Genomic DNA, 21,464 nt, shown 5'->3' with positions numbered 1-21,464 from the left:
CTAACCGACCGGCAACTCGGCGCGGGGGATGATCTGAATCGAACTCGCCGCGCCGGGGTCGCTACCGGTCACCAGCACGTCTCCGTTCCGCGGATCGACCGCGACCGAGTTGGCCTGCGTCACCGTCGGAACATCGCCCAGGATTCGCGGAGCTGCGGGATCGGATACATCGACCACCCGCAGTACGTTCGATGCTGTCAGTGTCACGAACAGCAACCGACGTTCGAGATCCACGGCGAGCCCGTACGGGTTACCCGGTGCGTCGATCGATGCGATCTGACGAATGCCGCCGGCGTCGTCGACCGATGCGAGCAGGACCGTACCGCCGTCGGTGTCGGCGAACCCGGCCACCGTCTGATTCACCGTCACCGCATGGGTGAGCTTGACGCCGATCGGAGCCTGCGACACCTCCTGCTGCGTCGCGCCGTCGTAGACCCACACACCGTTGCCCTGCACATCCGCGACGGCCGCGAACGGACCGAGAGCGGCAGCGCCACCGGGCTGGACAGGGCCCGGCGGTAGTTCCGACACGATCGCCCCGTCGCGCAGGAAGATCACTCCGCCACCCATCTCGTTGGTGGCCACGACGGTGCCGTCGGAGGTCTGCACCGCATCGTGTGGTTGACGGCCGACGCCGGTGGCGGTCGACAGAATCGCGCCGTCGGCGAGTGAGATCTCGAGCAGTTCGTCACTGCCCTCGAGCGGAACCAACACCGGGCCGTCGGGACCGGCCAGTGAGAGATGTCGCGGCGCACCCGTCGTCGAGACCATCTGGCGCACGGCACCGGTGGCCGCGTCGAACAGCACCACGCCGTCGGGCTCCCGCACTCCGGCAGCAGCGATCCCGGACGATCCCACCACGACACCTTCGGGAGCACCCGCAAGAGGAACGACGGTACCGATCGGGTCGGCCGCATCCGGGGCCTGTGCGGGCTCGGCCGCCGGAGTGGTTGCCGGAGTGGACGGTTCGGTCGGGGATTCGGCCGCAGAGCAGCCGGCGACGAGCAGGCAGAGAGTGGCCGCCGCGACCAGGCGCGCCCTCATCGGCGGTACTGCTCGAAGTGCAGGGCGTCGTCCAGTGGACGGCGGCTACGCCAACCGAAGCGTTCCAAATCGGGTACCTCCTGAAACGATTGGACCGGACCCACACAGAGCCAGGCGATCGGGCGGACCGGTGCGGGGATGTCGAGCAGTTCGGTGAGGTATGCCTCGTCGTAGAACGAGACCCAGCCGACGCCGACGTTCTCGGCTATCGCTGCGAGCCAGAGGTTTTCGATGGCGAGGACGGCGGAGAACAGTCCGGTGTCGTCGACGGTGTCGCGGCCGAGGACGTGCCGACCTCCACGGTCGGGATCGTAGGTGACCACCACCCCGGTTCCACTGGTCTCGATTCCCTCGATTCTGATGGGGTCGAACGTCTTTCGTCGTTCGGCGTCGAGCTTGTCCGCGAAATCCTGTCGGCAGCCGGCCACGTGGGTCGCGAATGCGCTCAAAGTATCGGGCTTGCGGACGACCACGAAGTCCCAGGGCTGGGTGTTGCCCACGCTCGGGGCTTGATGCGCCGCTCCGAGGATTCGTCGCAGAACGTCGTCGTCGACGACGGTTCCGTCGAACTCGGCGCGGACGTCGCGGCGAGATCGAATCGCGGCATACACCGACAGGGCTGCTTCGGTCATGATATCCGTTCTCCTGTAGCAGTATTCAGATGCGCGTTCAGTTCGGCGACGAGGGCGGGGAGTCGGTCTGCCGAGGTGGGACGGCCGAGGTGGTAACCCTGCGCTCGTCCGCACCGTAGTTCGCGCAACGCCGTCATCGTCACCTCGTCCTCCACTCCCTCTGCCGTCACCGACAATCCCAGCGTACGGGCGAGCTCGACGGTCGATCGCACGATGGCGGCATGCGCCGGGTTGTGTGCCATGCCGCCGATGAACGTGCGATCGATTTTCAGTTCCTGAACCGGCAATCGCTCGATGTAGGCGAGCGAGCTGTAACCGGTTCCGTAATCGTCGATGGCGACCTGCACGCCCATCGCATGCAGTATCGACAACGTCTCGGTCGCGCCGATCGGGTCGGTCATCGCCGAGGTCTCGGTCACCTCGACGGTCAATCGGCGAGGTGGACAATCGAATTCCTTCAGCGCAGCACACACTTGCTCGATGAGGTTGTCGTCGAACAGGTTTCGGGTCGAGATGTTGACGGCGATGCTCAGCTCGAGCCCATCGGTCATCCACTGCCTTCGTTGGGCGAGGGCCTGGGTGAGGACGTAGCTCGTCAACGGCCGGATCAGTCCGGTGCGTTCGGCGGTGGGCAGGAATGTGCTGGGGGACAGGACGGTGCCGTTCGGATGATGCCACCGCAGCAGTGCTTCCACGCCGACGACGGTCATCGTCGTGAGGTCGATCTGCGGCTGATAGTGCAGTTGCAGTTGATCCGTCTCCAGTGCCGTGGTGAGTTCGCCGAGCATGATGAGCTGCTCGCTCTTGTCCCGGTCCATCGACCGGTCGTAGTACGCGACGCGAGACTGGGCGGCTTTCGCGGCCTGGACGGCGAGGTCGGCGCGCTGTACGAGGCGATCGGGTGTCGTTTCGTCCTCACCGTCGCCGGGAGAATTCGACGCGACTCCGACGCTCGCTTCGATCAGCAGGGTCATGTTCCCCACCTCGAAAGGAGTGGCGAACAGGAGCTGAATCCGGTGCGCCAACGCGGCCGGGTCCATCGACTCCGATGCTCCACACAGGGCGAACTCGTCACCGGCCAAGCGCGCCAACAGAATCGAGTCGTCGGCGACGCCTCGCAGTCGCTCGGCGACCACCACGAGGACCTGGTCGCCGAGGCCGCGTCCGAAGGTGTCGTTGATCTCCTTGAATCGGTCGATGTCGACGGTGAGCAAGGTCGACTCACCCGCATTGCCCCAGAGTCGATGCTCGAGGGCGCGTAGGTTGGCCAGTCCGGTGAGGTGATCGGTATCGGCGACGGCACGGAGCTGGACGGTCTGAGTGTGCAACAACCGCAGCAGATCGGTGATGCGGAGCATCACCAGGACCACCAGAGCGAGAGCGCAGAGCAGCACCGCCCATCCCCACTGGGCGATCGGCTCGTCGCGAACGACCTCGATGAACATCACGATCGGCGCAGTCAGGGTGGCCGCGGTCAGCACGACGACCGTGGGAGTGGTGAACGACGCCATCAGGTGGGCGTCGGATTCGATGTTCGGGTTGGTGATGCGCCGCATGGACGGGTGAAGGGCGGCGACCCCGATGAGGACGTAGGACATGATCCATCCGACGTCGAACACAGACCTGTCGGACGAGGAATCGGAGACGATCGCGAAGTTGTTCACGGTGTCGGTGACCACGAGCAGCGCTACGGCGACGGTGAGGAGCCGATAAGACAGAGTCCGCCACTGCCGTGAGCCGACGAAGTGGGCCAGCAGTCCCAGCAGAAAGATGTCCATCGCGGGGTACGCGACGTCGACCAGGCCTGCGGTTCCGGAGATGCCGCCTCCGCCGAGCGACGGCTGCACGGCGAACACCCAGGTGAGCAGTCCGAACGCGACCATGATGATGGCGCTGTTGGCCACGTGGCCGCGTTCGCTGGGTCGCCACTTGTGGCGAGCGAGAAGGAACAGGCCGAAACCGTAGACCGGATAGCCGACGAGATAGATCGCGTCCGCCGGCGACGGGTAGGGGACACTGCCCTGGGTGATGTGGATCCACTCGTAGGCGATGTCGCCGATCACCCACAGGGCGGTGCCCATGGCGATGGCCAGCCAGGCCGTACGGTTGCGGGGCCGGTGCATCCTGGTGCCGACGACGGTGGCGGCAACGGCGGAGGCTCCGACGAGGACGAAGACCGACTGGCCCCAGACGGTGGTCGGGACAACGAAGTAAGCGGCGCAGCCGACTGCGCCGAGCGCTGCGTACCACCGCCACCAGGCCGTCACGATTTTCTCCAGCCGTTCACGCCGATCCGACGGCTTCAACAATGGCACACGACCGTGACGTCGGTCACCCGCACTGCTCGTCCGGTGACAGAATTATGCGTCACCGCTACAGTCGAGAAGCGGTACGAAACTGTTTCGATTCGATAAGGTGGCACGCATGAACGGCGACGCTCCACGTCGATCGAGGATCAGTGCGGAGCGCGAGGAAGAATTTCTCGACGCTGCACTGATGTGTCTCGGCGACGTCGGTTACGACTCGCTGTCGATGGATCTTGTCGCCGAGCGAGCGCGGTGCAGCAAAGCCACCCTGTACCGGCGGTGGTCGAGCAAAGGGGAGATGGTGGTCGCCGCCATCGAATCGGTCGGGCCGGCGCCGTTCGCCGGAATCGATACCGGGACTCTTCGCGGCGATCTGGTGGAGCTGATGCGCCGGATCTCCGAGGGGGCAGAGCACGATCGACGTTTTGCCGCGGCGATTCACCATGCGGTGATGGTCGACGAACAGTTGGCGGCAGCGGTGCGAAGAACGTTTCTCGAACCCGAGGCTCGGTTCCTGGAATCCGTCGTCGTTCGTGCGGTCCAGCGGGGGGAATTGTCGAGCAGGCCGAGATCGGCAGACTTTCTGCAATACATGGTGTTCAGCGCAATCATGACGGGTCCGTTGACGGACGCCGAGCCTTTGGATTCGGAATACCGAACGCGAATAATCGACGAAGTAATTCTGCCGTCACTTCGCTCGACGATGGATTGACGGTACGTACACGTGCGCTTACGCGTAATCGATTGATGCACAACACAACCGAAGAGTCGAACCGACCGACGTCCGAGTGGGACGCCGGGTCGTGTGCGTTCGAAATTCGATCGCTGCCAGCAAATGAACGGCTGAATTGGCAGGAAACTGCCAGCTTCTGAGGTGGAATTTCCGTCGCAGCTGTCTCTAGGGTTAACGGCATCCGAACAAACGGTAAACAGCATCGGTTGCGGATGTCGGCGCGCGGGTCACGTGCTCCCGGTGACCGGTGCGGAATTCGAATCGACTCGATCGGAATGCAATGAATTTCAACATTCAAGACCTGAGCGGAACGTTCTCGACGTTCGACATCGTGGTGTCTCTGACACTGTCGTTCGTCCTGTCGGCGATCATCGGCTGGGTCTACCGACTCACCCACAAGAACGTCTCGTACAGCCAGTCCTACGTACAGACCCTCGTCACGGTGGGCATGGTCATCAGCTTGATCATGCTGGTCGTCGGATCGAACGTGGCACGGGCTTTCGCGCTCGTCGGCGCGCTGTCCGTCGTCCGATTCCGCAACGCCATCAAGGAAACTCGCGACGTCGGGTTCATCTTCCTCGTGATGGCGATCGGCATGGCCACGGGAACTCGGTTCTACGTACTGGCGATTGCGGCCACGTTTGCGATCTGCCTGGTGATGGTGGTGATGAGCAAGTTCAACTGGTTCAAACTCGATGTCCAGCGCCAGGTCGTCAAGGTGCAGGTGCCGCCCGACGCCGACTACACCGATCTCGTCGAAGACGTACTGATCAAGTACTGCAAGGAGTTCGAGCTGGTCAGTACCGAATCGGTGCGATCGGGTGCATTGACCGAGCTCTACTTCACGGCCCAACTCAGATCCGGCAAGAAACCCGGCGAGTTGATCGCTGCTCTCAGTGAGGTCAACACTGGGCAACGGGTCTCGGTACTCACCGGATACGACCAGACGGACATCTGATCGTGACCGACCCGAACACGAACTTTCCCTCGGCCCCGACAACCCTGCGAAGGAGGCTCGTCCACCGAGTACCGCGGACGGTGCGGCAGCACTGGAAGATTGCTGCCACCCTGCTGGTGTTCGTCGTGGTGATGGCGACCGTGTTCGGGTCGACCCGGATCCGCCCGTACATCACCGGTGATGCAACCGTGATCGCCTCCGAGATCACCGAGAACGTCCAGGGCACGGTCGATCTGTTCGATCCCACTGTGTCGCACTCCATTTCGATCGACGTGGACGCCGGCGACTACCAGACACTGAAGGACTCCTTCCAGAACGAAGGGGTCAAGGAGTCGGTACCCGCAGACATCACCATCGATGGAACCCTGATCACCGACGTCGGTATCCGATTGAAGGGCAACTCCACACTGGCAACTCTCAGCAGCGACGACGGCTCGATGCCGGGCCGCGGCGGAGGTAACGCTGAAACATCCGGTCGACCAGCACCTGCAGAGGGTGCGGCGATACCGGAGGGTGCGGCGATGCCGGAGGGTGCAGTGATGCCGGAGGGTGGGGCCATGCCCGGCGGTGCCGGGATGAATATGTTCGGGGAGCCGCTCAGTTTCGATGCGCCCGAGGATCTTCCGTTTCTGATCGACTTCGCGGAGTATTCCGAGGGGCGGGCCTATCAGGGTCACACCACGCTGTCGCTTCGGCCGTATACGCCCGCGTTGAACGAGTCGGTGTCTCTTGCGATCACCGAGGCCTCGGGCCAGGCGACCCAGGACTTCACCTACACCACGTACTCGGTGAACGACTCGGCCGAGACGACGCGGCTGGTCGTCGTCGCTCCCGACGACGATTACGCCAACTCTCTGGAGGACGGCGACGGGGTGCTGTACAAGGTCGGTGCCGAGGCCAGTTTCACCTACGAGGGAGACGATCAGACGACGTACGCCGAGCAGTACACACAGATCAACGCTCTCGGCACCGCGGACCTGCAACCGATCATCACGCTGTTGAAGTGGCTCGACGGTGCCGATCAGGCCGAGTTCGATGCGCATCTGGCCGACTATGTCGATGTCGACTCACTGGCGAATTACCTTGCTCTGCAGAACTTGCTGGGCAACGGCGACGACATGGGTGGCCCGGGAAAGAACTTCTACCTGTACTACGACTTGGACTCGAAGACGTTCTCGGTGGTGTCGTGGGATCTGAATCTGGCTCTGAACTCCGATTCCACGGCAGGTGCAAACGACGCGGTGTCGATGATGCCCGGCGGCGGCGGGGCAGGTGGCGGCGGGATGCCGCAGATGCCCGAGGGGTTCACACCGCCGGAGGGGATGGAGATTCCGGAAGGCGGAGGGATGCCCGAGGGCGGCCCGATGTTGGGTAATTCGCTCAAGGACATGTTCCTGGACTCGACCGAATTCACCGACGAGTACGACGCTGCCTTCCGCACGATCTACGACGAGCTGTGGGCGAGCGGCCGAGTGCTCGACATCGTCGACGACGTTGCCGCATCCATTCCGACGTCGGCGGCGCTCACTCAGGAGGAGATCGACGCCGACGCTGCGGAATTGAAGTCACGGCTGCAGATTCGCACCGATGCACTCGCCGACGATCCTGTCGTGACGGGATCGTCGTGATGTCCCGGCGGTCAGCGCAGGGTCAGGGTGTCTGCCGGGGAAACTCCGCGGCGGGGATCGCGCAGCGGCAAGCCGTTGATCAGGACCATTCCCTCCATCACGAAGGAGGCGGCCTGCGACAGCGTGCGCGCAGTGCCGGTGGCGACCAGCAACTCGGGAACAGAAGTTCGACCGTTCATGAACCGATGCTGCTCCCGCGCGGTGACCGCCGACGCTCGATCTCGTGGCGGGTAGGCGACGGTCGGGTGAATACTCGGAGACGACGCGTGGGCATGATTCTCGCGGGGTGCGGGGTCCTCGCGTCGTGTTCGGCAACCGAGCTCGCGGCAGTCGAACCCACGACCGCAACAGCACCGTTCGAAACCTGGTGCACCCCCACCGACTCGGGCCTGTCCGAGTTGTCGGGCCTGACGTGGAGGGGCGATACCGGCTACGCCATCGGAGACCGCGGCAGCGACGACCGGCTGGCGGTGCTGGACCGGGCATGCGAGGTGACCAGGTGGGTCGACGTCGGAGTGGAGACGGTCGACGTCGAGGACATCGCCGTCGACAGCGCGGGGATCGTGTGGCTCGCCGACACCGGTGACAACGACAACGACCGCGACAGCGTGACGTTGATCGGCGTCGACGTGGCCACCGACCGGCGCACCTCGGTCACGATGCGCTACCCCGACGGCGCACACGACGTCGAGGCGTTCGCTCTGACGCCCACCGGGCAACCGGTGCTGATCACCAAGGTCTCGGGCGGTGCGGCCGCGTCGATCTACAGCAGTGACGAAACCATCTACACCACAACGACATCCATCGATCTGGTCCGTTCCGGAACGGTGTCTGCGACTGCGTCGGACGGGTCGAGCAGACCGATCACCGGTGCAGCCGTCGATGCCGACGCCACCGTGGGGGCACTGCGAACCAAGAAGGATCTGTTCGTCTTCGAAATCGCCGACGGTGATGTGGCCGCGGCATTCTCGGGCGCTCCCGCCGGTGTTGTCGAGGGCCCCGATCAACCACAAGGCGAGGCCGTCGCCTACACCGACGCGGGTGAACTGCTGCTCGCGTCCGAGGCCGACGGAGCCACCGAGTTACCCCCGATCGTGTTCGCGGAGCCGAACTGAACGCGGCGTCGCCCGACCATGCACACCCACCGAAGGAAGGTTCGATCCATGAATCTGTTCGACAAATTTCGACCCAAGGCCGCTTTGGAGAAGCAGGGTGCGTCGCCGGAGGACCTGAACACCGAGCCCACCGGGTATCAGCAGACCGCCAGCAAGTTGCACTCGTTCAACAGGTACGAAATCAAGTATTTCGTTGCCGAGGCCGACGTCGCTCAGGTCCGTGAAGAACTGACGGCACGGATGGACACCGACCCGTTCTCGCCCAAGGGTGGCTACCCGGTCACCTCGCTGTACTACGACACCACCGATCTGCGGTTCTACTGGGAGAAGATCGAGGGCCTGAAGTTCAGGCGCAAGGTGCGGGTACGGCTGTACGGGGCTCCGTCCGAGTGCACCGACGACACGCCGGTGCAGATCGAGATCAAGCAGCGCGTCAACAGGGTCACCCAGAAGCGCCGAATCTCGTTGCCCTACGACGTTTCTCAGCGGTGGCTCAACGGCCGCGAGGAGATCGAGTGCGATCCCAGTCAACGCCCGTTCGTCAACGAGGTCAGCACGTTGATCGCCAATCTGGATCTGCGTCCGATGGTCACCACCGGTTATCTGCGCGAGGCGTACATCGGTCGTGAGGCCGACCTCGGTCTACGGGTGACGATCGATCACAAGGTGCACGGCCGGGATCGCGACTTCCGATTCGATTCCGGTGCCCAGAACCGCTTCATCATCCCGCCCAAGCTCGCGATCCTGGAGATCAAGGCCAACGAACGAGTGCCGTACTGGGTGACCGACATGACGGCACGGATGAACATGTCCGTCATCCGAGTCTCGAAGTACTGCCAGTCGATCGAGGCGTTCGAGATGGCACCTCGATCACGCGCCGGTGCGCCCGAACTGGTGCTGCCCGCCGATGCCGACCATCGCGTTCCGTCGGATCTGCTCGAGCCCTACGCCGGCGCTCGCCGGTAGCCGCACCATTCAGGAGACGAAAGATGTTCGCACGCTTCAAACCCAAGTCCGTTCTGTTCTACGACCTGTTCAACTCCTCGGCTCAGCTGTTGGCCACCGGAGCGAAGACGTTGACCGAACTGCTCGAATCCGCACCGGAAATCGATGCGGTGGCGCGTCGAATGGTCGATCTCGAGCACGAAGCCGACAGCGTCACCCACGATCTGTTCCGCACCTTGAACTCGAGCTTCATCACCCCGTTCGATCGCACCGACATCTACGTCCTCGGCTCGAGCCTCGACGACGTGATGGACCACATGGAAGCGGCGACACATCTGCTCTCGCTGTACCGAATCGACGAACTGACCCCGCACATGCACGACATGATCGACATCCTCGACCGGTCGGCGAAGGTCACCGCGGATGCCATGCCGAGGCTGGCGTCGATGAAGGATCTCGAGCGGTACTGGATCGAGATCAACGAGCTCGAGAACCGGGCCGATCATGCCTATCGGACTTTTCTGGCGGATCTGTTCGACGGCCGATTCGACGCATTGACCGTGATGAAGCTCAAGGGAGTGGGCGACGAACTCGAAGATGCCGCAGACGCTTTCGAGAAGGTCGCGCACGTCATCGAATCCATCGTGCTGAAAGAGACGTGAGTGCGCGGTGGTAGCACTGGTTCTGGTCATCACCCTCGCGATGGCGTTCACCTTCACCAACGGCTTTCACGATTCGGCCAATGCCATCGCGACGTCGGTGTCCACTCGCGCACTCACGCTGCGGACGGCGCTCGTCATGGCCGCGGTGGGGAATCTGCTCGGTTCCTTCTTCGGTGCGAAGGTCGCGTCGACGGTGGGGGAGGGAATCATCGCCCTCGACGTCGGATCCGACGCGTTGCTCGTGGTCGGATGCGCCCTGGTCGGTGCCATCGTCTGGAATCTGATCACCTGGTGGTACGGGTTGCCGTCCTCGTCCTCGCACGCATTGGTCGGCGGCATGGTGGGAGCTGCACTGGCCGGCGGAATGACGGTGCTGTGGGGAGGCGTCGCGACCAAGGTGATCCTCCCGATGATCGTTTCTCCTGCAGTCGGTTTCGTGCTCGGAAGCGCCGCGATGGTGGCCATTCTGTGGATGTTCCGACGATCGTCTCCCAGTGCCACCAGCCGCGGATTCCGCCGGGCACAGACGTGCTCGGCAGCGGCCATGGCTTTCGGACACGGCATGCAGGATGCAGCGAAGACGATGGGCATCGTGGTGCTGGCGTTGGTCGTATCGGGCAACCAGGCCGACTACACGATTCCTCTGTGGTGCTACTTCCTCACCGCGACAGTGCTGGCGGTCGGAACGGCGACCGGTGGGATGCGGATCATGCGCACCCTCGGGCGCAAGATCATCGAACTCGACCCACCCCAGGGGTTCGCCGCGGAGGCGACGGCGTCGACCGTGCTGTACGTGGCATCGATCGGACTGGGAGCGCCGGTGTCGACCACCCACGTCATCTCGTCGGCGATAATGGGCGTCGGGGCAACCAAGCGTACGACGGCCGTGCGCTGGGGGACGGCGGGAAACATGTTCGCAGCGTGGGTGACGACGCTGCCCGCGGCCGCTGCCGTCGCCGCGCTGACCTACGTGGTTGCGGGGGTGATTCTGTGAAGCGGGGAGCGGGTCGGATATCGATGGGCGCTGCACTCTGCTTGATGGCACTGAGCGCAGGCTGCAGTTACGAGATGACGTCGACCGAGACCGGTACCGGCATCTCGCGTGACGTGCAGGAGGCCAGGGACGGATTTCTCGAGACTCCGGGAATGAGCGAACTGTTCGACGACCTGTACGGGCAGGGCATCGGCACGACAGTCAACGAGGTGTTCGCATTGGGCATCTACGTTCCGGGTTTCTGTGAAACCCGCGCTCAGCAAGGACTGTCGGAGGAGGAGGCCGTCGCCGAGGTGACCGATTCGCTCGGTGCTACCTACGAGAAGGGGACCGGCGAACCCTGGGCCGAGCCGATAGTGCAGGCCGCGGAGGACCACGTCTGCGAGTGAGCGGGCCGAGGGTGTCGGTGGCCTGTGCGAGCATGGAACGGTGGAGTCCACCGGTAGACCCGTGGCGAGCATCATGCACGCCGACCTGGACTCCTTCTATGCCTCGGTGGAGCAGCGTGACGATCCGCGGCTGCGCGGTAAGCCGGTGATCGTCGGCGGGGGAGTGGTGCTGGCCGCCAGCTACGAGGCCAAGGCCTTCGGGGTGCGCACGGCGATGAGCGGTGGGCAGGCACGCGCGGTCTGCCCGCAGGCCATCGTGGTGCCGCCGCGTATGGATGCCTATTCGCAGGCGAGCAAGGACGTGTTCGACGTCTTCCACGACACCACCCCGCTGGTGGAGGGCATCTCCATCGACGAGGCATTCCTCGACGTCGGCGGGCTGCAGAAGATCGCGGGCAGTGCCACCGAGATCGGACAGCGTCTGCGGCAGGAGGTCGCCGAGCAGGTGGGGCTGCCCATCACCGTCGGGATCGCCACCACCAAGTTCCTGGCCAAGGTTGCCAGCGCCTTCGCCAAGCCCGACGGTCTGCTGCTGGTACCGCCCGGCGGCGAACTCGAATTCCTGCACCCGCTGAACATCGAAAGACTCTGGGGCGTAGGGAAAGTGACCGCCGAGAAGCTGCACGTTCTGGATATCAGAACGGTCGGCGACATCGCGGCCTACGGCGAGCGGTCGTTGGCCTCGGTACTCGGCAAGGGGGCGGGTGCCCACCTGTACGCGCTGGCCATGGGCCGGGATCCCCGACGCGTCCAGCCCGGTAAGTCGCGCAGTTCCATCGGTGCGCAGCGGGCACTCGGTCGCGGCAGGCACGACGCGGCCGAGGTGGAGGCATCGTTGATCGGGCTCGTCGATCGCGTCACGCACCGCATGCGCGCCGCGCAGCGAACCGGCCGAACCGTCATGTTGCGCTTGCGCTTTGCCGATTTCACCCGGGCGACGAGGTCGCACACGCTCGATCGAGCGACCGCCGACACCCGCGACATTCTCGACGCCGCACTCGAATTGCTGCACGACGCGGCGCCGCTGATCGCGGAGAAGGGCATCACGTTGGTGGGGGTCACCGTGTCGAGCATCGACAGGGGCGGTGCGGAGCAACTGGAGCTGCAGTTCGACCCGCCGCAGGTACGGACACCGCCGGAGGCCTCGGCCCTGGACCGGGCGCTCGACGGGGTGCACAAGAAGTTCGGCTCGACGTCGCTCACTCGTGGGGTGTTGCTCGGCCGTGATCCGGGGATCTCGGTTCCGCTGCTGCCCGACTGACTATTGCCGCACTGAGGGTTGTACCCGAAAGCCTGTGGGCATCATGGTCAGTCGCTCCTGGACCTTCAGTCGGTACGACGGGTCGGCCTGCAGGTCGAAGCGCTGCAGAATGGTTCCGAGTACCAGAACGGCCTCGTGGATGGCGAATTGCCGTCCGATGCAGGCACGTTCACCGGTGCCGAAAGGCTTGTACACGTGAGCGGGCCGGGCCTTGATGCGATCGGGCAGGAAGTTGTCGGGATCGAACTCGTGCGGGCGGTCACCCCACACAGGATCGCGGTGCAGCGCCGTGGCGAGCACGATCGCCCAGTCTCCGGCCGCCATGGCGTAGCCGTCGCCGACGACGGTGTCGGCGCGTGCCCCGCGGCCGAACGCCGGGACCGTGGGCCACAGGCGCAGTGATTCGTCGAGGACGCGTCGGACATATCGCAGCTTGGGAACCTGGCCGAACTCGGGCTTGCCGGTACCCCAGACCTCGTCGACCTCGGCGCGGGCGCGCTCGAAGACCTCGGGGTGCGTCGCCAGGTAGTACAGCGCGAAAGAGAGTGCACCGGAGGTGGTCTCGTGACCGGCGATCAGGAATGTCAGTATCTGGCAGCCGATGTTGGCTTCGCTCAGTGCATTCGGATTGTCGGCCTCACGCGCGGCGTCCATCATGATCTGGAGCAGGTCGCTGAAGTCTTCGGTGGATCGGCGCCTGGTCCTGACGACATCTGCGAGGACGTCTGCCAGGTACTGCTTGTTGTCCGCGTACCGGCGATCCGAGCGGGCGAACAGAGGCTTGGCGAACGCGGGAACCTTCAGCAACGCCCGCCGCTGGTTGTACGTCAGCGCACCGACCATGGCCGAGACGAACGGATGCGGCTCGGCACGCGCGAACGAGCCGAAGCTGTAGCTGAATCCGGTCCGGCCGATGGTCTCGAGCGTCAACGTCGTCATGTCGGCCGATACATCGGTCGGTGACGCGTTGCGAGAGAGGGACTCCCAATGCTCGATCAGGTCGTCGGCGACGTCGACCATGATCTCGTGGTACCCGCGCATGGCCCCTGCGGTGAACGCCGGGCGCAGAAGATCATGGGCGCGTTGCCAATTCGGTTCGTGGTTGTAGGCGGTGAACAGCCCGTCGGCCCCGATGTCCCGTAGATTCTCGACGCCCGGGGGCAAGAACTTCTCGAAGCGCTTCTCGTCGCACAGCTCGCCCACCACGTCGGCACCGGAGGCGAAGACGAATCGTCGGCCGAGGATGTGCCGCTCGAACAGCGGGCCGAGCGTGCGGGCCATCGCGGTCGAATCCTGGACGGGGGTGCGGGGATCGACGCCGACGACGTCGCCGAGCACGGGGAGTCGGTGCGGGGGATGGGGCAGGGAGCCGCCTCGTACCGCGAACTGTGTCGACATCGCCACTCCATCGTCTCGGGACCGGCCCTTGTTGAACCGTGTCAAATAGTGACCGTACTCACTGTTGAACCGGTGTCAAGTAAGGTTCGAGGCCCATGACCACACCGCGCAAGCGCATGACGCCGGCACTGCGGCGTGCGCAGCTGATCGAGATCGGCTCGGCACTGTTCGCCGAGCGGCCGTACGAGGACGTCTGGATCGAGGAGGTCGCAGACCTCGCCGGCGTGTCACGCGGATTGATGTATCACTACTTCCCGTCCAAGCGGGAGTTCTTCGTCGAGATCGTCCGCGCCGAATCGGAGCGCAACCTCGGTCTGACCGCGCCGGACACCTCGTTGCCGGTGTTCGAGCAGATCGCCGCAGGCCTCGATGCGTACATCTTGTACACCGACGAACATGCGCACGGCGTCCGCGCGGTCAATCGCGGCACGTTGCTGGGGGATCCTCTGATCAACGAGATCCTCACGCGCGAGTTCGACGTCCAGCAGCAGCGGATCCTTGCCGCGCTGCCGACGACGTTGCAGGACGACGAAACGGTACGCACCGCGCTGCGCGGCTGGATCGCCTTCGTGCGAGCTGTGTGTCTGGACTGGGTGGAGCGCAGAACTCTCGACCGCGAGCAGGTACGCGCGTTGTGTCTACGGGCGTTGTCGGGTCTTCTCGAGGTGTGAGATGCGGGGCTATCGTCGAGTCATGTGCCGAAACATCACCACCCTGCGAGGGTTGGAACCGCACGCCACCGACGCCGAGATCGAAGCGGCCGCGCGTCAGTACGTCCGCAAGATCAGCGGCGTACAGAAGACGTCCGACGCCACCCGCGATGCCTTCGAGCTGGCCGTCGCCGAGGTGACGGCAACGACGCACCGGCTCCTCGATGCGCTTCCCGAGCGGCGTCAGCCACCGCCGACGGTGCCGCCGCTGCGGCGTCCGGAAGTGCAGGCGCGAATTGCCGCGGCGGGAGTGGAGCCTGCGGAACGACCCATATCAGCGGCGAAGGCCGGGTCCTAGCGGGTCCTAGCGGGTGCTGTCCGGCGGCACCGCGGGTAGGCCTTCGCTCACGCGGAGTTTCTCGGCCATCGAGCTGAGCAGATTTTGCGATTCCTCGGACAGGTCGAATGCCCGAGCGGACAGGCGGCGCAGACCGTAGCCCTTCAGTTGGGTGAGCAGTTCGAGATCGTGGTCGACCTTCGTCGCATAGATGTTGTCGAAGAAGTAGTCGGGCTTGACCTTGAAGAACGCGGCCAGCGCCGCGACGGTGTCCGCGGACGGATTGGCGCGCTGTCCCGAGCGCAATTGCGAGATGTAGGGCTTGGAGATCTGGTGTCCGCGCGAGGCGAGAGCGTCGGCGACCTCGGCATTGGTGTGTGGCTTGCGTCCGGGCGGGTGGATCGTGGCGAACAGATGGTTCAGACGTGCGGCGAAATCAGCGGACATCGGGGATGTGTGTGCCTTCCTGATACAGCCGCTGCCCACCCGGGCAGATCGGTCCGCCGCGGACCGAACCGGCTCATAGTAGCCGCTGCCGCGAATCCCGCGAACCATGGCTGACCTGCAGAAATTCGTCAGAAAATCGTACTGATCGGTTTCATGCGTCGGTGGACGTAGCGGGGCGAGGCCGGGCAGTGGGGTGCCCCGAGAGCGGGAACGAACGAATGGTTTTCCGCAGAATCGGACGCGTGATTCGAGCCCCGGTGGCAGACTGTCTTGCCAGGCGAAGGGGGTGGAGATGACCGATCGTCGACGGCGAACGTTCGATTCACGAGACGGTGACGCGGAGGTGGTCGAGCCGCTGCTACGCGCCGTGCTGTCCTACGCGCCGCGGGACGAATCGCGCCTGCCGCACCCCTCCGAGGGAATCACGCTCCGGGCCGAGGACGGCTCCGGGTTCGTTCGGCTCGCACTCACCATCGCAGACGATCTCGGCGCGGGCATCCCGGGGCCGTTCGGGTCCCGATTCTACGAATGCGGATCATTCGAAGTCATTGTTCCGCAACGAGATCCCCGCGACGGCGCGCTGTTGATGATCCACCTGCTCGACGCCCGAGCGCCCCACAGATTCGAGTTCGCCACGTCCATGCCGCCCCAGTGGAGCCTGCGGCTCGAGCGCGACGGCTCGGTGTCGGTACTCGACGGTCTCGGCGATGCAGTGATATTCATCGGCCGCCCATGGGCATTCGACTCCGACCTGTATCCGGTATCGGTGCACTACACCATCGAGAACGGCCTCCTGGTGCAGAACATTCTCGCCACCGCGGACACCGGCTATCCCATCCTGATCGATCCCGACCCCGACGCGATCATCACCGGAGACGGCCGGCTCATCACCGAGACGTGGACTCCGCGACTGGTGGCCGGCGGAATCGTCGAGGATCTGCCACCGAAATCGCTGTCCAGCTGATTGCCCTGCAGCGCATCCTGATTCAGAACGGATCGTGCTGAATGTGCTCCATCGGCGTGCCCACTTTGCGGAGGGCGTAGATCGTCGTTCGTACCATCGACGGAGACCCGCAGATCTGAATCTGCCGATCGGCCCACGAGCCGAACTGGGTCACCACCTTGCCCACCGCACCGTGCAGACGGTGATGCATTCCCCACGGCAGCTCGCGAGGTGTGCCCGAATACCACCACGGATTCTCGAGCTGCTCGGTCACCGGAACGATCGTCAACCATGGATTCGACAGCGACAGCTGCCACAACGTGTCCAGATCGTAGAGATCGCACGGATACGTTCCGCTGACGAACAGATGCACCCGCGGATTGTTGCTGCGCTGCGCCATCTCCATGACCTGTGCACGCAGCGGAGCCAGACCGGTGCCTCCCGCGATCATCAACACGTCCTCGCCGATCGCGCGATCGACATGCATCCCGCCCAGCGGCGGACTGATCGACCAGCGATCACCCACCGCGGTCTCGGTGACCATCGCCGGTGACACCCAGCCCCCGGATACGCGTCGAACATGGAACTCGATCTCGCCGTACGGATTACTCGGAATGGCTGGGGACAGATACCGCCACAGTTTGGGCCGCTGCGGAATCTGCACACTGACGTATTGCCCGGGGAAGTACGGGATCTCGCCGTCGGTCTTCAATCGAACCACCGCGAGATCGTCGAGCACCCGCTGATGCTCGACGACGGTGGCACTCCAGAACGGCGGCAGTTCGTCGTCGTCGGCGGCGACGGCCATCGCATCGCTCACCACGGTCAGTGCGTCGTTCCAGGCCGTCTCGACCTCGTCGGTCCATACCTCGTTGCCTGCGAAGGTGCGGAACGCGCTGATCAGAGCCGAACTGCCCGCACGGAAGTGTGCACCGGAGATTCCGTGCTTTCGGTGGTCCCGGCCGAGTTGTTCGAGGAACGGTTCGACGCGGTCGGGATCGTCGAGATGCTCGAAGACGTAGCCGAGTGCCATGACGAAGTGTTCACGCAGGGCATCCATCGAGGCGGGAAACAGAGCTCGGAAGTCGGGGTGCTGAGCGAAGAGATGGCCGTAGAAGGACCGGGACAGCCGCGCCGGACCGTCCTGAGCGGCCACGACGGATTTGAATCCGGTGCGGACCAGGGAGATCGTGCGTGCGTCGAGCATCGATCCACCTCCACCCCACCGAATCACTGCTGTCGACCGTCACCAAAGTAGACCGGTCGAGGATATCGCGCACGTCGCAGAATGTGGAGAAATCCAAGGTTGAGCGGAACAGACTCAACTTCGCTATGGTTGTACCGAGCGACAGTCTTTGCAGAACCCAGTCGAAAGAAGGTGACCGGTGGACAGTTTCACTCCCACCACGAAGTCGCAGGCAGCACTCTCCGCTGCTCTGCAGGCCGCATCCGCGGCCGGTAACCCGGATATCCGTCCGGCACATTTGTTGGTGGCGTTGCTCGATCAGACCGACGGCATCGCCACACCCTTGCTGAAGGCCGTCGGCGTCGACCCCGCAACGGTGCGTCGAGAAGCGCAGAGCCTCGTCGACCGACTGCCTTCGGCAACCGGTTCGACCACCACTCCGCAACTCGGCCGTGAAACCCTCGCCGCGATCACCGCAGCGCAGCACCTGGCCACCGAACTCGACGACGAGTACGTCTCCACCGAGCATCTGATGGTCGGTTTGGCGACCGGAAACGACGACGTCGCCAAGCTGCTGACCGGCCACGGAGCCGGACCCAACGAGCTGCGCGACGCCTTCCAGGCCGTCCGGGGCAGCGCTCGGGTCACCAGCGCAGATCCGGAGAACACCTACCAGGCGCTGGAGAAGTACAGCACCGACCTGACCGCGCTCGCCCGGGAGGGCAAGCTCGATCCGGTCATCGGCCGCGACACCGAGATCCGGCGCGTCGTGCAGGTTCTCTCCCGACGCACCAAGAACAACCCGGTGCTCATCGGAGAGCCCGGCGTCGGCAAGACGGCCATCGTCGAAGGACTGGCCCAGCGCGTCATCGCCGGCGACGTACCCGAAAGCCTGCGCGGCAAGACCGTCGTCTCTCTCGATCTCGGTTCGATGGTCGCGGGCGCGAAGTTCCGCGGTGAGTTCGAGGAACGGCTCAAGGCCGTGCTCGACGACATCAAGAACTCCGCCGGTCAGGTGATCACGTTCATCGACGAGCTGCACACCATCGTCGGAGCCGGCGCGACCGGCGAATCGGCGATGGACGCGGGCAACATGATCAAGCCGATGCTCGCCCGCGGCGAACTACGTCTCGTCGGTGCGACGACCCTCGAGGAGTACCGCAAGTACATCGAGAAGGACGCCGCCCTCGAACGACGCTTCCAGCAGGTCTACGTCGGTGAGCCGTCGGTCGAGGACACCGTCGGCATTTTGCGCGGACTCAAGGAACGCTACGAGGTGCACCACGGCGTCCGGATCACGGACTCCGCCCTGGTCGCCGCCGCAACCCTGAGCGACCGGTACATCACGGCCAGGTTCCTGCCGGACAAGGCGATCGACCTCGTCGACGAGGCCGCGTCCCGTCTGCGCATGGAGATCGACTCGCGCCCCGTCGAGATCGACGAGGTCGAACGCGCCGTCCGTCGCCTCGAAATCGAGGAGATGGCACTGGCGAAGGAGACCGACGACGCGTCCAAGGCTCGACTCGACAAGCTCCGCCAGGAACTCGCCGACCTGCAGGAGAAGTTGGCCGGGCTCAGCACGCGCTGGCAGAACGAGAAGAACGCCATCGACTCGGTACGGGCACTGAAGGAGGAGCTCGAGAACCTGCGCGGCGAATCCGATCGCGCCGAACGCGACGGCGATCTGGGCAAGGCCGCCGAACTGCGCTACGGACGCATCCCGACCCTCGAGAAGGAGCTCGCAGCCAAGACCGAGGACTCGCCAGCCCAGGGTGACGTGATGCTCAAGGAGGAAGTCGGCCCGGACGACGTCGCCGACGTCGTCGCAGCCTGGACCGGAATTCCGGCCGGCCGGATGCTCGAAGGTGAGACCGCGAAGCTACTCCGGATGGAAGACGAGCTCGGCAAGCGAGTCGTCGGCCAGAAGGACGCAGTACAAGCGGTGTCCGACGCCGTCCGACGCTCCCGCGCTGGAGTGGCCGATCCCAACCGTCCGACGGGATCGTTCCTGTTCCTCGGACCCACCGGCGTCGGCAAGACCGAGCTGGCGAAAGCGTTGGCGGAGTTCCTGTTCGACGACGAACGCGCGATGGTGCGGATCGACATGAGCGAGTACAGCGAGAAGCACGCCGTCGCTCGGCTCGTCGGTGCGCCTCCGGGCTACGTGGGCTACGAGGCCGGCGGCCAGCTGACCGAAGCCGTGCGTAGGCGTCCGTACACCGTGGTGCTCTTCGACGAGGTCGAGAAGGCGCACCCCGACGTGTTCGACATCCTGCTCGCAGTGTTGGACGAAGGCCGGCTCACCGACGGCCAGGGCCGGACCGTCGACTTCCGCAACACGATCCTGATCCTCACCTCCAACCTCGGTGCCGGCGGCACCAAGGAGCAGGTGATGGACGCGGTGCGGCGCTCGTTCAAGCCCGAGTTCGTCAACCGACTCGACGACGTCGTGGTGTTCGACGCCTTGTCCGAGGACCAGCTCGAGTCGATCGTCGACATTCAGCTCGGCTTCCTCGCCAAGCGTCTGGCGGCTCGTCGCCTGACGTTGGAGGTGTCCTCGCCGGCCAAGTTGTGGCTCGCAGCCCGCGGCTACGACCCGCTGTACGGCGCGCGTCCGCTCCGCAGGCTGATCCAGCAGGCCATCGGCGATCAGCTGGCGAAGCTCCTGCTCGCCGGCGACGTCCACGACGGCGACGTGGTGTCGGTCAACTCGAGCCCGGACGGCGAACGCCTGATCCTGGGCTAGCGGCGGCCCCGCTCCGCAACAGGCCCACCCGAGCACCGCTCGGGTGGGCCTGTTTTGTGCCGTCAACCGGGAAGTGCCGGGTAGGTACGCTCGTGGAATGACGAATCCGGACGACCCACGGTCACCTCGGGAGCGCGATCAGGACGCAGCACCCCAGGCGGAGCCATCCGAGCCGACCCAGGACTACGGTCGGCCGTACCCCGGAGCCCAGCAGTATCCCGACGGCGCTCACCCCACCGAGGCATATCCGACCCAGGCGTACCAGAACCCGGCGTACCAGAACCCGGCCTATCAGGATCCGACTCAGCAGAATCCGGCCCAGCAGAACCCCGATCCCCAGGCCTATCCGCCGGGGTATCAGCCCACGCAGGCATTTCCGCCGTACGACCCCGAGCAGCAGGCGGCGGCGAATCAGGCCTACGGCCAGACCCAGCAGTACGGCCAGGGGTATGGGACTGGGCAGTACGGGCAGCCACAGCAGTACGGCAACACTCAGCAATTCGGCCACACCCAGCAGTTCGGGCAGCCGCCGGAGTACGGCGCTCCGCCTCCCGGCAATGATCCGAACGCCGCCGATTCCGGCAGCAAGGGGCCACGACCGTGGGTTCTGGCGCTGATCGGACTCGTCGTACTCGCCATCGTCGTGGTGTTCGGGATTTCCTTCCTGAGCGGGGGATCCGACGAGTCGACCACCGCTTCTGCGCCGTCGACGTCGATCCGACCGCCCACCTCGAGTGCACCCACGACCACGCCGCAGCCCACCGAATCGGGCACCGCCACCACGCCCGAGCTGATCCCGGGAGGAATTCCCGAGATTCTCGGTCAGCTGGGATCGTCGGTGGGAACGATCAGCGCCAACGACGGTTCGACTCTGACGCTCGACGGACTCGACGGCGCTCCGGTGACGGTGCAGACCACACCCCAGACCCAGATAATCTCGTTGTCCGGTAGCGATCTGGCGTCGCTGGCGGTCGGTGCTTTCGTCGTGGTCCAGGGCGAGGCCGTCGAGGATGGAACGATTCGCGCGAACGTCATCATCGAAACGCCCAGTCTCGGTGGCTAGGAGTGGAGCCTGCGGAATGACCCCATA

General features: G+C 64.7%; 21 protein-coding genes. 14 read left to right on the top strand and 7 right to left on the bottom strand.

Features of this window, described 5'->3' with window-relative positions; genetic code table 11:
* Genes R3P95_RS24805 through R3P95_RS24795 form a run of 3 tightly spaced genes read right to left on the bottom strand, consistent with a single transcriptional unit; the run spans position 1 to position 3,943 of the window.
* Positions 1-1,044, bottom strand: a complete 1,044-nt coding sequence (locus R3P95_RS24805) for an NHL repeat-containing protein (RefSeq protein WP_317549793.1) — start codon at positions 1,042-1,044, stop codon at positions 1-3.
* Positions 1,041-1,676: a 5,6-dimethylbenzimidazole synthase gene (gene bluB / locus R3P95_RS24800; RefSeq protein ID WP_269596728.1), complete on the bottom strand. Its 636-nt coding sequence runs from the start codon at positions 1,674-1,676 to the stop codon at positions 1,041-1,043. The genes R3P95_RS24805 and bluB overlap by 4 nt, the downstream gene beginning before the upstream one ends.
* Positions 1,673-3,943 carry a putative bifunctional diguanylate cyclase/phosphodiesterase gene (locus R3P95_RS24795; RefSeq protein ID WP_317549792.1) on the bottom strand — a complete coding sequence of 757 codons (2,271 nt, stop codon included), beginning with the start codon at positions 3,941-3,943 and terminating at the stop codon, positions 1,673-1,675. The genes bluB and R3P95_RS24795 overlap by 4 nt, the downstream gene beginning before the upstream one ends.
* A 157-nt stretch (positions 3,944-4,100) precedes the next feature.
* Here R3P95_RS24795 and R3P95_RS24790 point away from each other — a divergent pair, with 157 nt between their 5' ends.
* From R3P95_RS24790 to R3P95_RS24780, 3 genes are all read left to right on the top strand, one after another.
* Positions 4,101-4,694, top strand: a complete 594-nt coding sequence (locus tag R3P95_RS24790) for a TetR/AcrR family transcriptional regulator (RefSeq protein WP_317549791.1) — start codon at positions 4,101-4,103, stop codon at positions 4,692-4,694.
* A 301-nt stretch (positions 4,695-4,995) separates the two neighbouring features.
* Positions 4,996-5,673: a DUF4956 domain-containing protein gene (locus R3P95_RS24785; RefSeq protein ID WP_037190487.1), complete on the top strand. Its 678-nt coding sequence runs from the start codon at positions 4,996-4,998 to the stop codon at positions 5,671-5,673.
* A gap of 44 nt (positions 5,674-5,717) precedes the next feature.
* On the top strand, positions 5,718-7,301 hold the full coding sequence (locus R3P95_RS24780; protein WP_394855472.1) for a CotH kinase family protein: 1,584 nt from the start codon (positions 5,718-5,720) through the stop codon (positions 7,299-7,301).
* Between the two features lie 11 nt (positions 7,302-7,312).
* On the opposite strand, the gene R3P95_RS24775 is transcribed toward R3P95_RS24780, so the two are convergent.
* On the bottom strand, positions 7,313-7,480 hold the full coding sequence (locus R3P95_RS24775; RefSeq protein WP_317549789.1) for a hypothetical protein: 168 nt from the start codon (positions 7,478-7,480) through the stop codon (positions 7,313-7,315).
* Positions 7,481-7,567: 87 nt separating this feature from the next.
* Between R3P95_RS24775 and R3P95_RS24770 the strand changes: the two genes are divergently transcribed.
* The 6 genes from R3P95_RS24770 (at position 7,568) to dinB (ending at position 12,667) form a co-directional block, all read left to right on the top strand.
* Positions 7,568-8,416: a hypothetical protein gene (locus tag R3P95_RS24770; protein ID WP_149406493.1), complete on the top strand. Its 849-nt coding sequence runs from the start codon at positions 7,568-7,570 to the stop codon at positions 8,414-8,416.
* A 48-nt stretch (positions 8,417-8,464) separates the two neighbouring features.
* Entirely contained in the window at positions 8,465-9,382 is a 918-nt protein-coding gene (locus R3P95_RS24765) for a polyphosphate polymerase domain-containing protein (RefSeq protein WP_068053816.1), read from the top strand.
* 23 nt (positions 9,383-9,405) lie between these two features.
* Positions 9,406-10,023 carry a DUF47 domain-containing protein gene (locus R3P95_RS24760; protein ID WP_094687770.1) on the top strand — a complete coding sequence of 206 codons (618 nt, stop codon included), beginning with the start codon at positions 9,406-9,408 and terminating at the stop codon, positions 10,021-10,023.
* A gap of 7 nt (positions 10,024-10,030) precedes the next feature.
* Positions 10,031-11,017 (top strand): inorganic phosphate transporter, encoded by a 987-nt coding sequence (locus R3P95_RS24755; RefSeq protein WP_149406495.1) that lies wholly within the window; start codon positions 10,031-10,033, stop codon positions 11,015-11,017.
* Positions 11,018-11,040: 23 nt separating this feature from the next.
* On the top strand, positions 11,041-11,406 hold the full coding sequence (locus R3P95_RS24750) for a hypothetical protein (protein ID WP_149406496.1): 366 nt from the start codon (positions 11,041-11,043) through the stop codon (positions 11,404-11,406).
* Between the two features lie 73 nt (positions 11,407-11,479).
* On the top strand, positions 11,480-12,667 hold the full coding sequence (dinB, locus tag R3P95_RS24745; RefSeq protein WP_188078714.1) for a DNA polymerase IV: 1,188 nt from the start codon (positions 11,480-11,482) through the stop codon (positions 12,665-12,667).
* Here dinB and R3P95_RS24740 read toward each other — a convergent pair whose 3' ends face one another.
* A complete protein-coding gene (locus R3P95_RS24740) occupies positions 12,668-14,065 on the bottom strand; it encodes a cytochrome P450 (protein ID WP_149406497.1) in 1,398 nt (465 codons plus the stop codon). It lies immediately after the preceding gene.
* Positions 14,066-14,160: 95 nt separating this feature from the next.
* Here R3P95_RS24740 and R3P95_RS24735 point away from each other — a divergent pair, with 95 nt between their 5' ends.
* Both R3P95_RS24735 and R3P95_RS24730 read left to right on the top strand, forming a co-directional pair.
* Entirely contained in the window at positions 14,161-14,736 is a 576-nt protein-coding gene (locus tag R3P95_RS24735) for a TetR/AcrR family transcriptional regulator (RefSeq protein ID WP_317549788.1), read from the top strand.
* A 22-nt stretch (positions 14,737-14,758) separates the two neighbouring features.
* A complete protein-coding gene (locus R3P95_RS24730) occupies positions 14,759-15,073 on the top strand; it encodes a DUF2277 domain-containing protein (RefSeq protein WP_149406498.1) in 315 nt (104 codons plus the stop codon).
* Between the two features lie 6 nt (positions 15,074-15,079).
* Here the strand turns inward: R3P95_RS24730 and R3P95_RS24725 are convergent, their stop codons facing one another.
* The gene (locus tag R3P95_RS24725; protein ID WP_068053936.1) at positions 15,080-15,499 is read right to left on the bottom strand and encodes a helix-turn-helix domain-containing protein; all 420 of its coding nucleotides are present in this window, start codon (positions 15,497-15,499) and stop codon (positions 15,080-15,082) included.
* A 292-nt stretch (positions 15,500-15,791) separates the two neighbouring features.
* Between R3P95_RS24725 and R3P95_RS24720 the strand changes: the two genes are divergently transcribed.
* Positions 15,792-16,463 carry a hypothetical protein gene (locus R3P95_RS24720; RefSeq protein ID WP_317549787.1) on the top strand — a complete coding sequence of 224 codons (672 nt, stop codon included), beginning with the start codon at positions 15,792-15,794 and terminating at the stop codon, positions 16,461-16,463.
* A gap of 22 nt (positions 16,464-16,485) precedes the next feature.
* Here R3P95_RS24720 and R3P95_RS24715 read toward each other — a convergent pair whose 3' ends face one another.
* Entirely contained in the window at positions 16,486-17,649 is a 1,164-nt protein-coding gene (locus R3P95_RS24715) for a globin domain-containing protein (RefSeq protein WP_068053851.1), read from the bottom strand.
* A 178-nt stretch (positions 17,650-17,827) separates the two neighbouring features.
* Between R3P95_RS24715 and clpB the strand changes: the two genes are divergently transcribed.
* Both clpB and R3P95_RS24705 read left to right on the top strand, forming a co-directional pair.
* Positions 17,828-20,374 (top strand): ATP-dependent chaperone ClpB, encoded by a 2,547-nt coding sequence (gene clpB, locus R3P95_RS24710; protein WP_068053854.1) that lies wholly within the window; start codon positions 17,828-17,830, stop codon positions 20,372-20,374.
* A gap of 97 nt (positions 20,375-20,471) precedes the next feature.
* Positions 20,472-21,437, top strand: coding sequence for a DUF5666 domain-containing protein (locus tag R3P95_RS24705; RefSeq protein WP_317549786.1), 966 nt, complete (start codon positions 20,472-20,474; stop codon positions 21,435-21,437).
* Positions 21,438-21,464: the final 27 nt, after the last annotated feature.

The organism is Rhodococcus cercidiphylli, assembly GCF_033042225.1.
Taxonomy (GTDB): domain Bacteria; phylum Actinomycetota; class Actinomycetes; order Mycobacteriales; family Mycobacteriaceae; genus Rhodococcoides.
Note: the sequence above shows the minus strand (reverse complement) of the source record. Positions and strands in the feature narration are given on the sequence as shown.

Coding starts and splice junctions, on each gene's coding strand:
- R3P95_RS24730 (WP_149406498.1), top strand. CDS start 14,759: ATGTGCCGAAACATCACCACCCTGCGAGGGTTGGAACCGCACGCCACC.
- R3P95_RS24705 (WP_317549786.1), top strand. CDS start 20,472: ATGACGAATCCGGACGACCCACGGTCACCTCGGGAGCGCGATCAGGAC.
- R3P95_RS24720 (WP_317549787.1), top strand. CDS start 15,792: ATGACCGATCGTCGACGGCGAACGTTCGATTCACGAGACGGTGACGCG.
- R3P95_RS24775 (WP_317549789.1), bottom strand. CDS start 7,480: ATGAACGGTCGAACTTCTGTTCCCGAGTTGCTGGTCGCCACCGGCACT.
- R3P95_RS24760 (WP_094687770.1), top strand. CDS start 9,406: ATGTTCGCACGCTTCAAACCCAAGTCCGTTCTGTTCTACGACCTGTTC.
- R3P95_RS24735 (WP_317549788.1), top strand. CDS start 14,161: ATGACCACACCGCGCAAGCGCATGACGCCGGCACTGCGGCGTGCGCAG.
- R3P95_RS24805 (WP_317549793.1), bottom strand. CDS start 1,044: ATGAGGGCGCGCCTGGTCGCGGCGGCCACTCTCTGCCTGCTCGTCGCC.
- bluB (WP_269596728.1), bottom strand. CDS start 1,676: ATGACCGAAGCAGCCCTGTCGGTGTATGCCGCGATTCGATCTCGCCGC.
- dinB (WP_188078714.1), top strand. CDS start 11,480: ATGCACGCCGACCTGGACTCCTTCTATGCCTCGGTGGAGCAGCGTGAC.
- R3P95_RS24740 (WP_149406497.1), bottom strand. CDS start 14,065: ATGTCGACACAGTTCGCGGTACGAGGCGGCTCCCTGCCCCATCCCCCG.
- R3P95_RS24790 (WP_317549791.1), top strand. CDS start 4,101: ATGAACGGCGACGCTCCACGTCGATCGAGGATCAGTGCGGAGCGCGAG.
- R3P95_RS24725 (WP_068053936.1), bottom strand. CDS start 15,499: ATGTCCGCTGATTTCGCCGCACGTCTGAACCATCTGTTCGCCACGATC.
- R3P95_RS24785 (WP_037190487.1), top strand. CDS start 4,996: ATGAATTTCAACATTCAAGACCTGAGCGGAACGTTCTCGACGTTCGAC.
- R3P95_RS24715 (WP_068053851.1), bottom strand. CDS start 17,649: ATGCTCGACGCACGCACGATCTCCCTGGTCCGCACCGGATTCAAATCC.
- R3P95_RS24750 (WP_149406496.1), top strand. CDS start 11,041: ATGGGCGCTGCACTCTGCTTGATGGCACTGAGCGCAGGCTGCAGTTAC.
- R3P95_RS24765 (WP_068053816.1), top strand. CDS start 8,465: ATGAATCTGTTCGACAAATTTCGACCCAAGGCCGCTTTGGAGAAGCAG.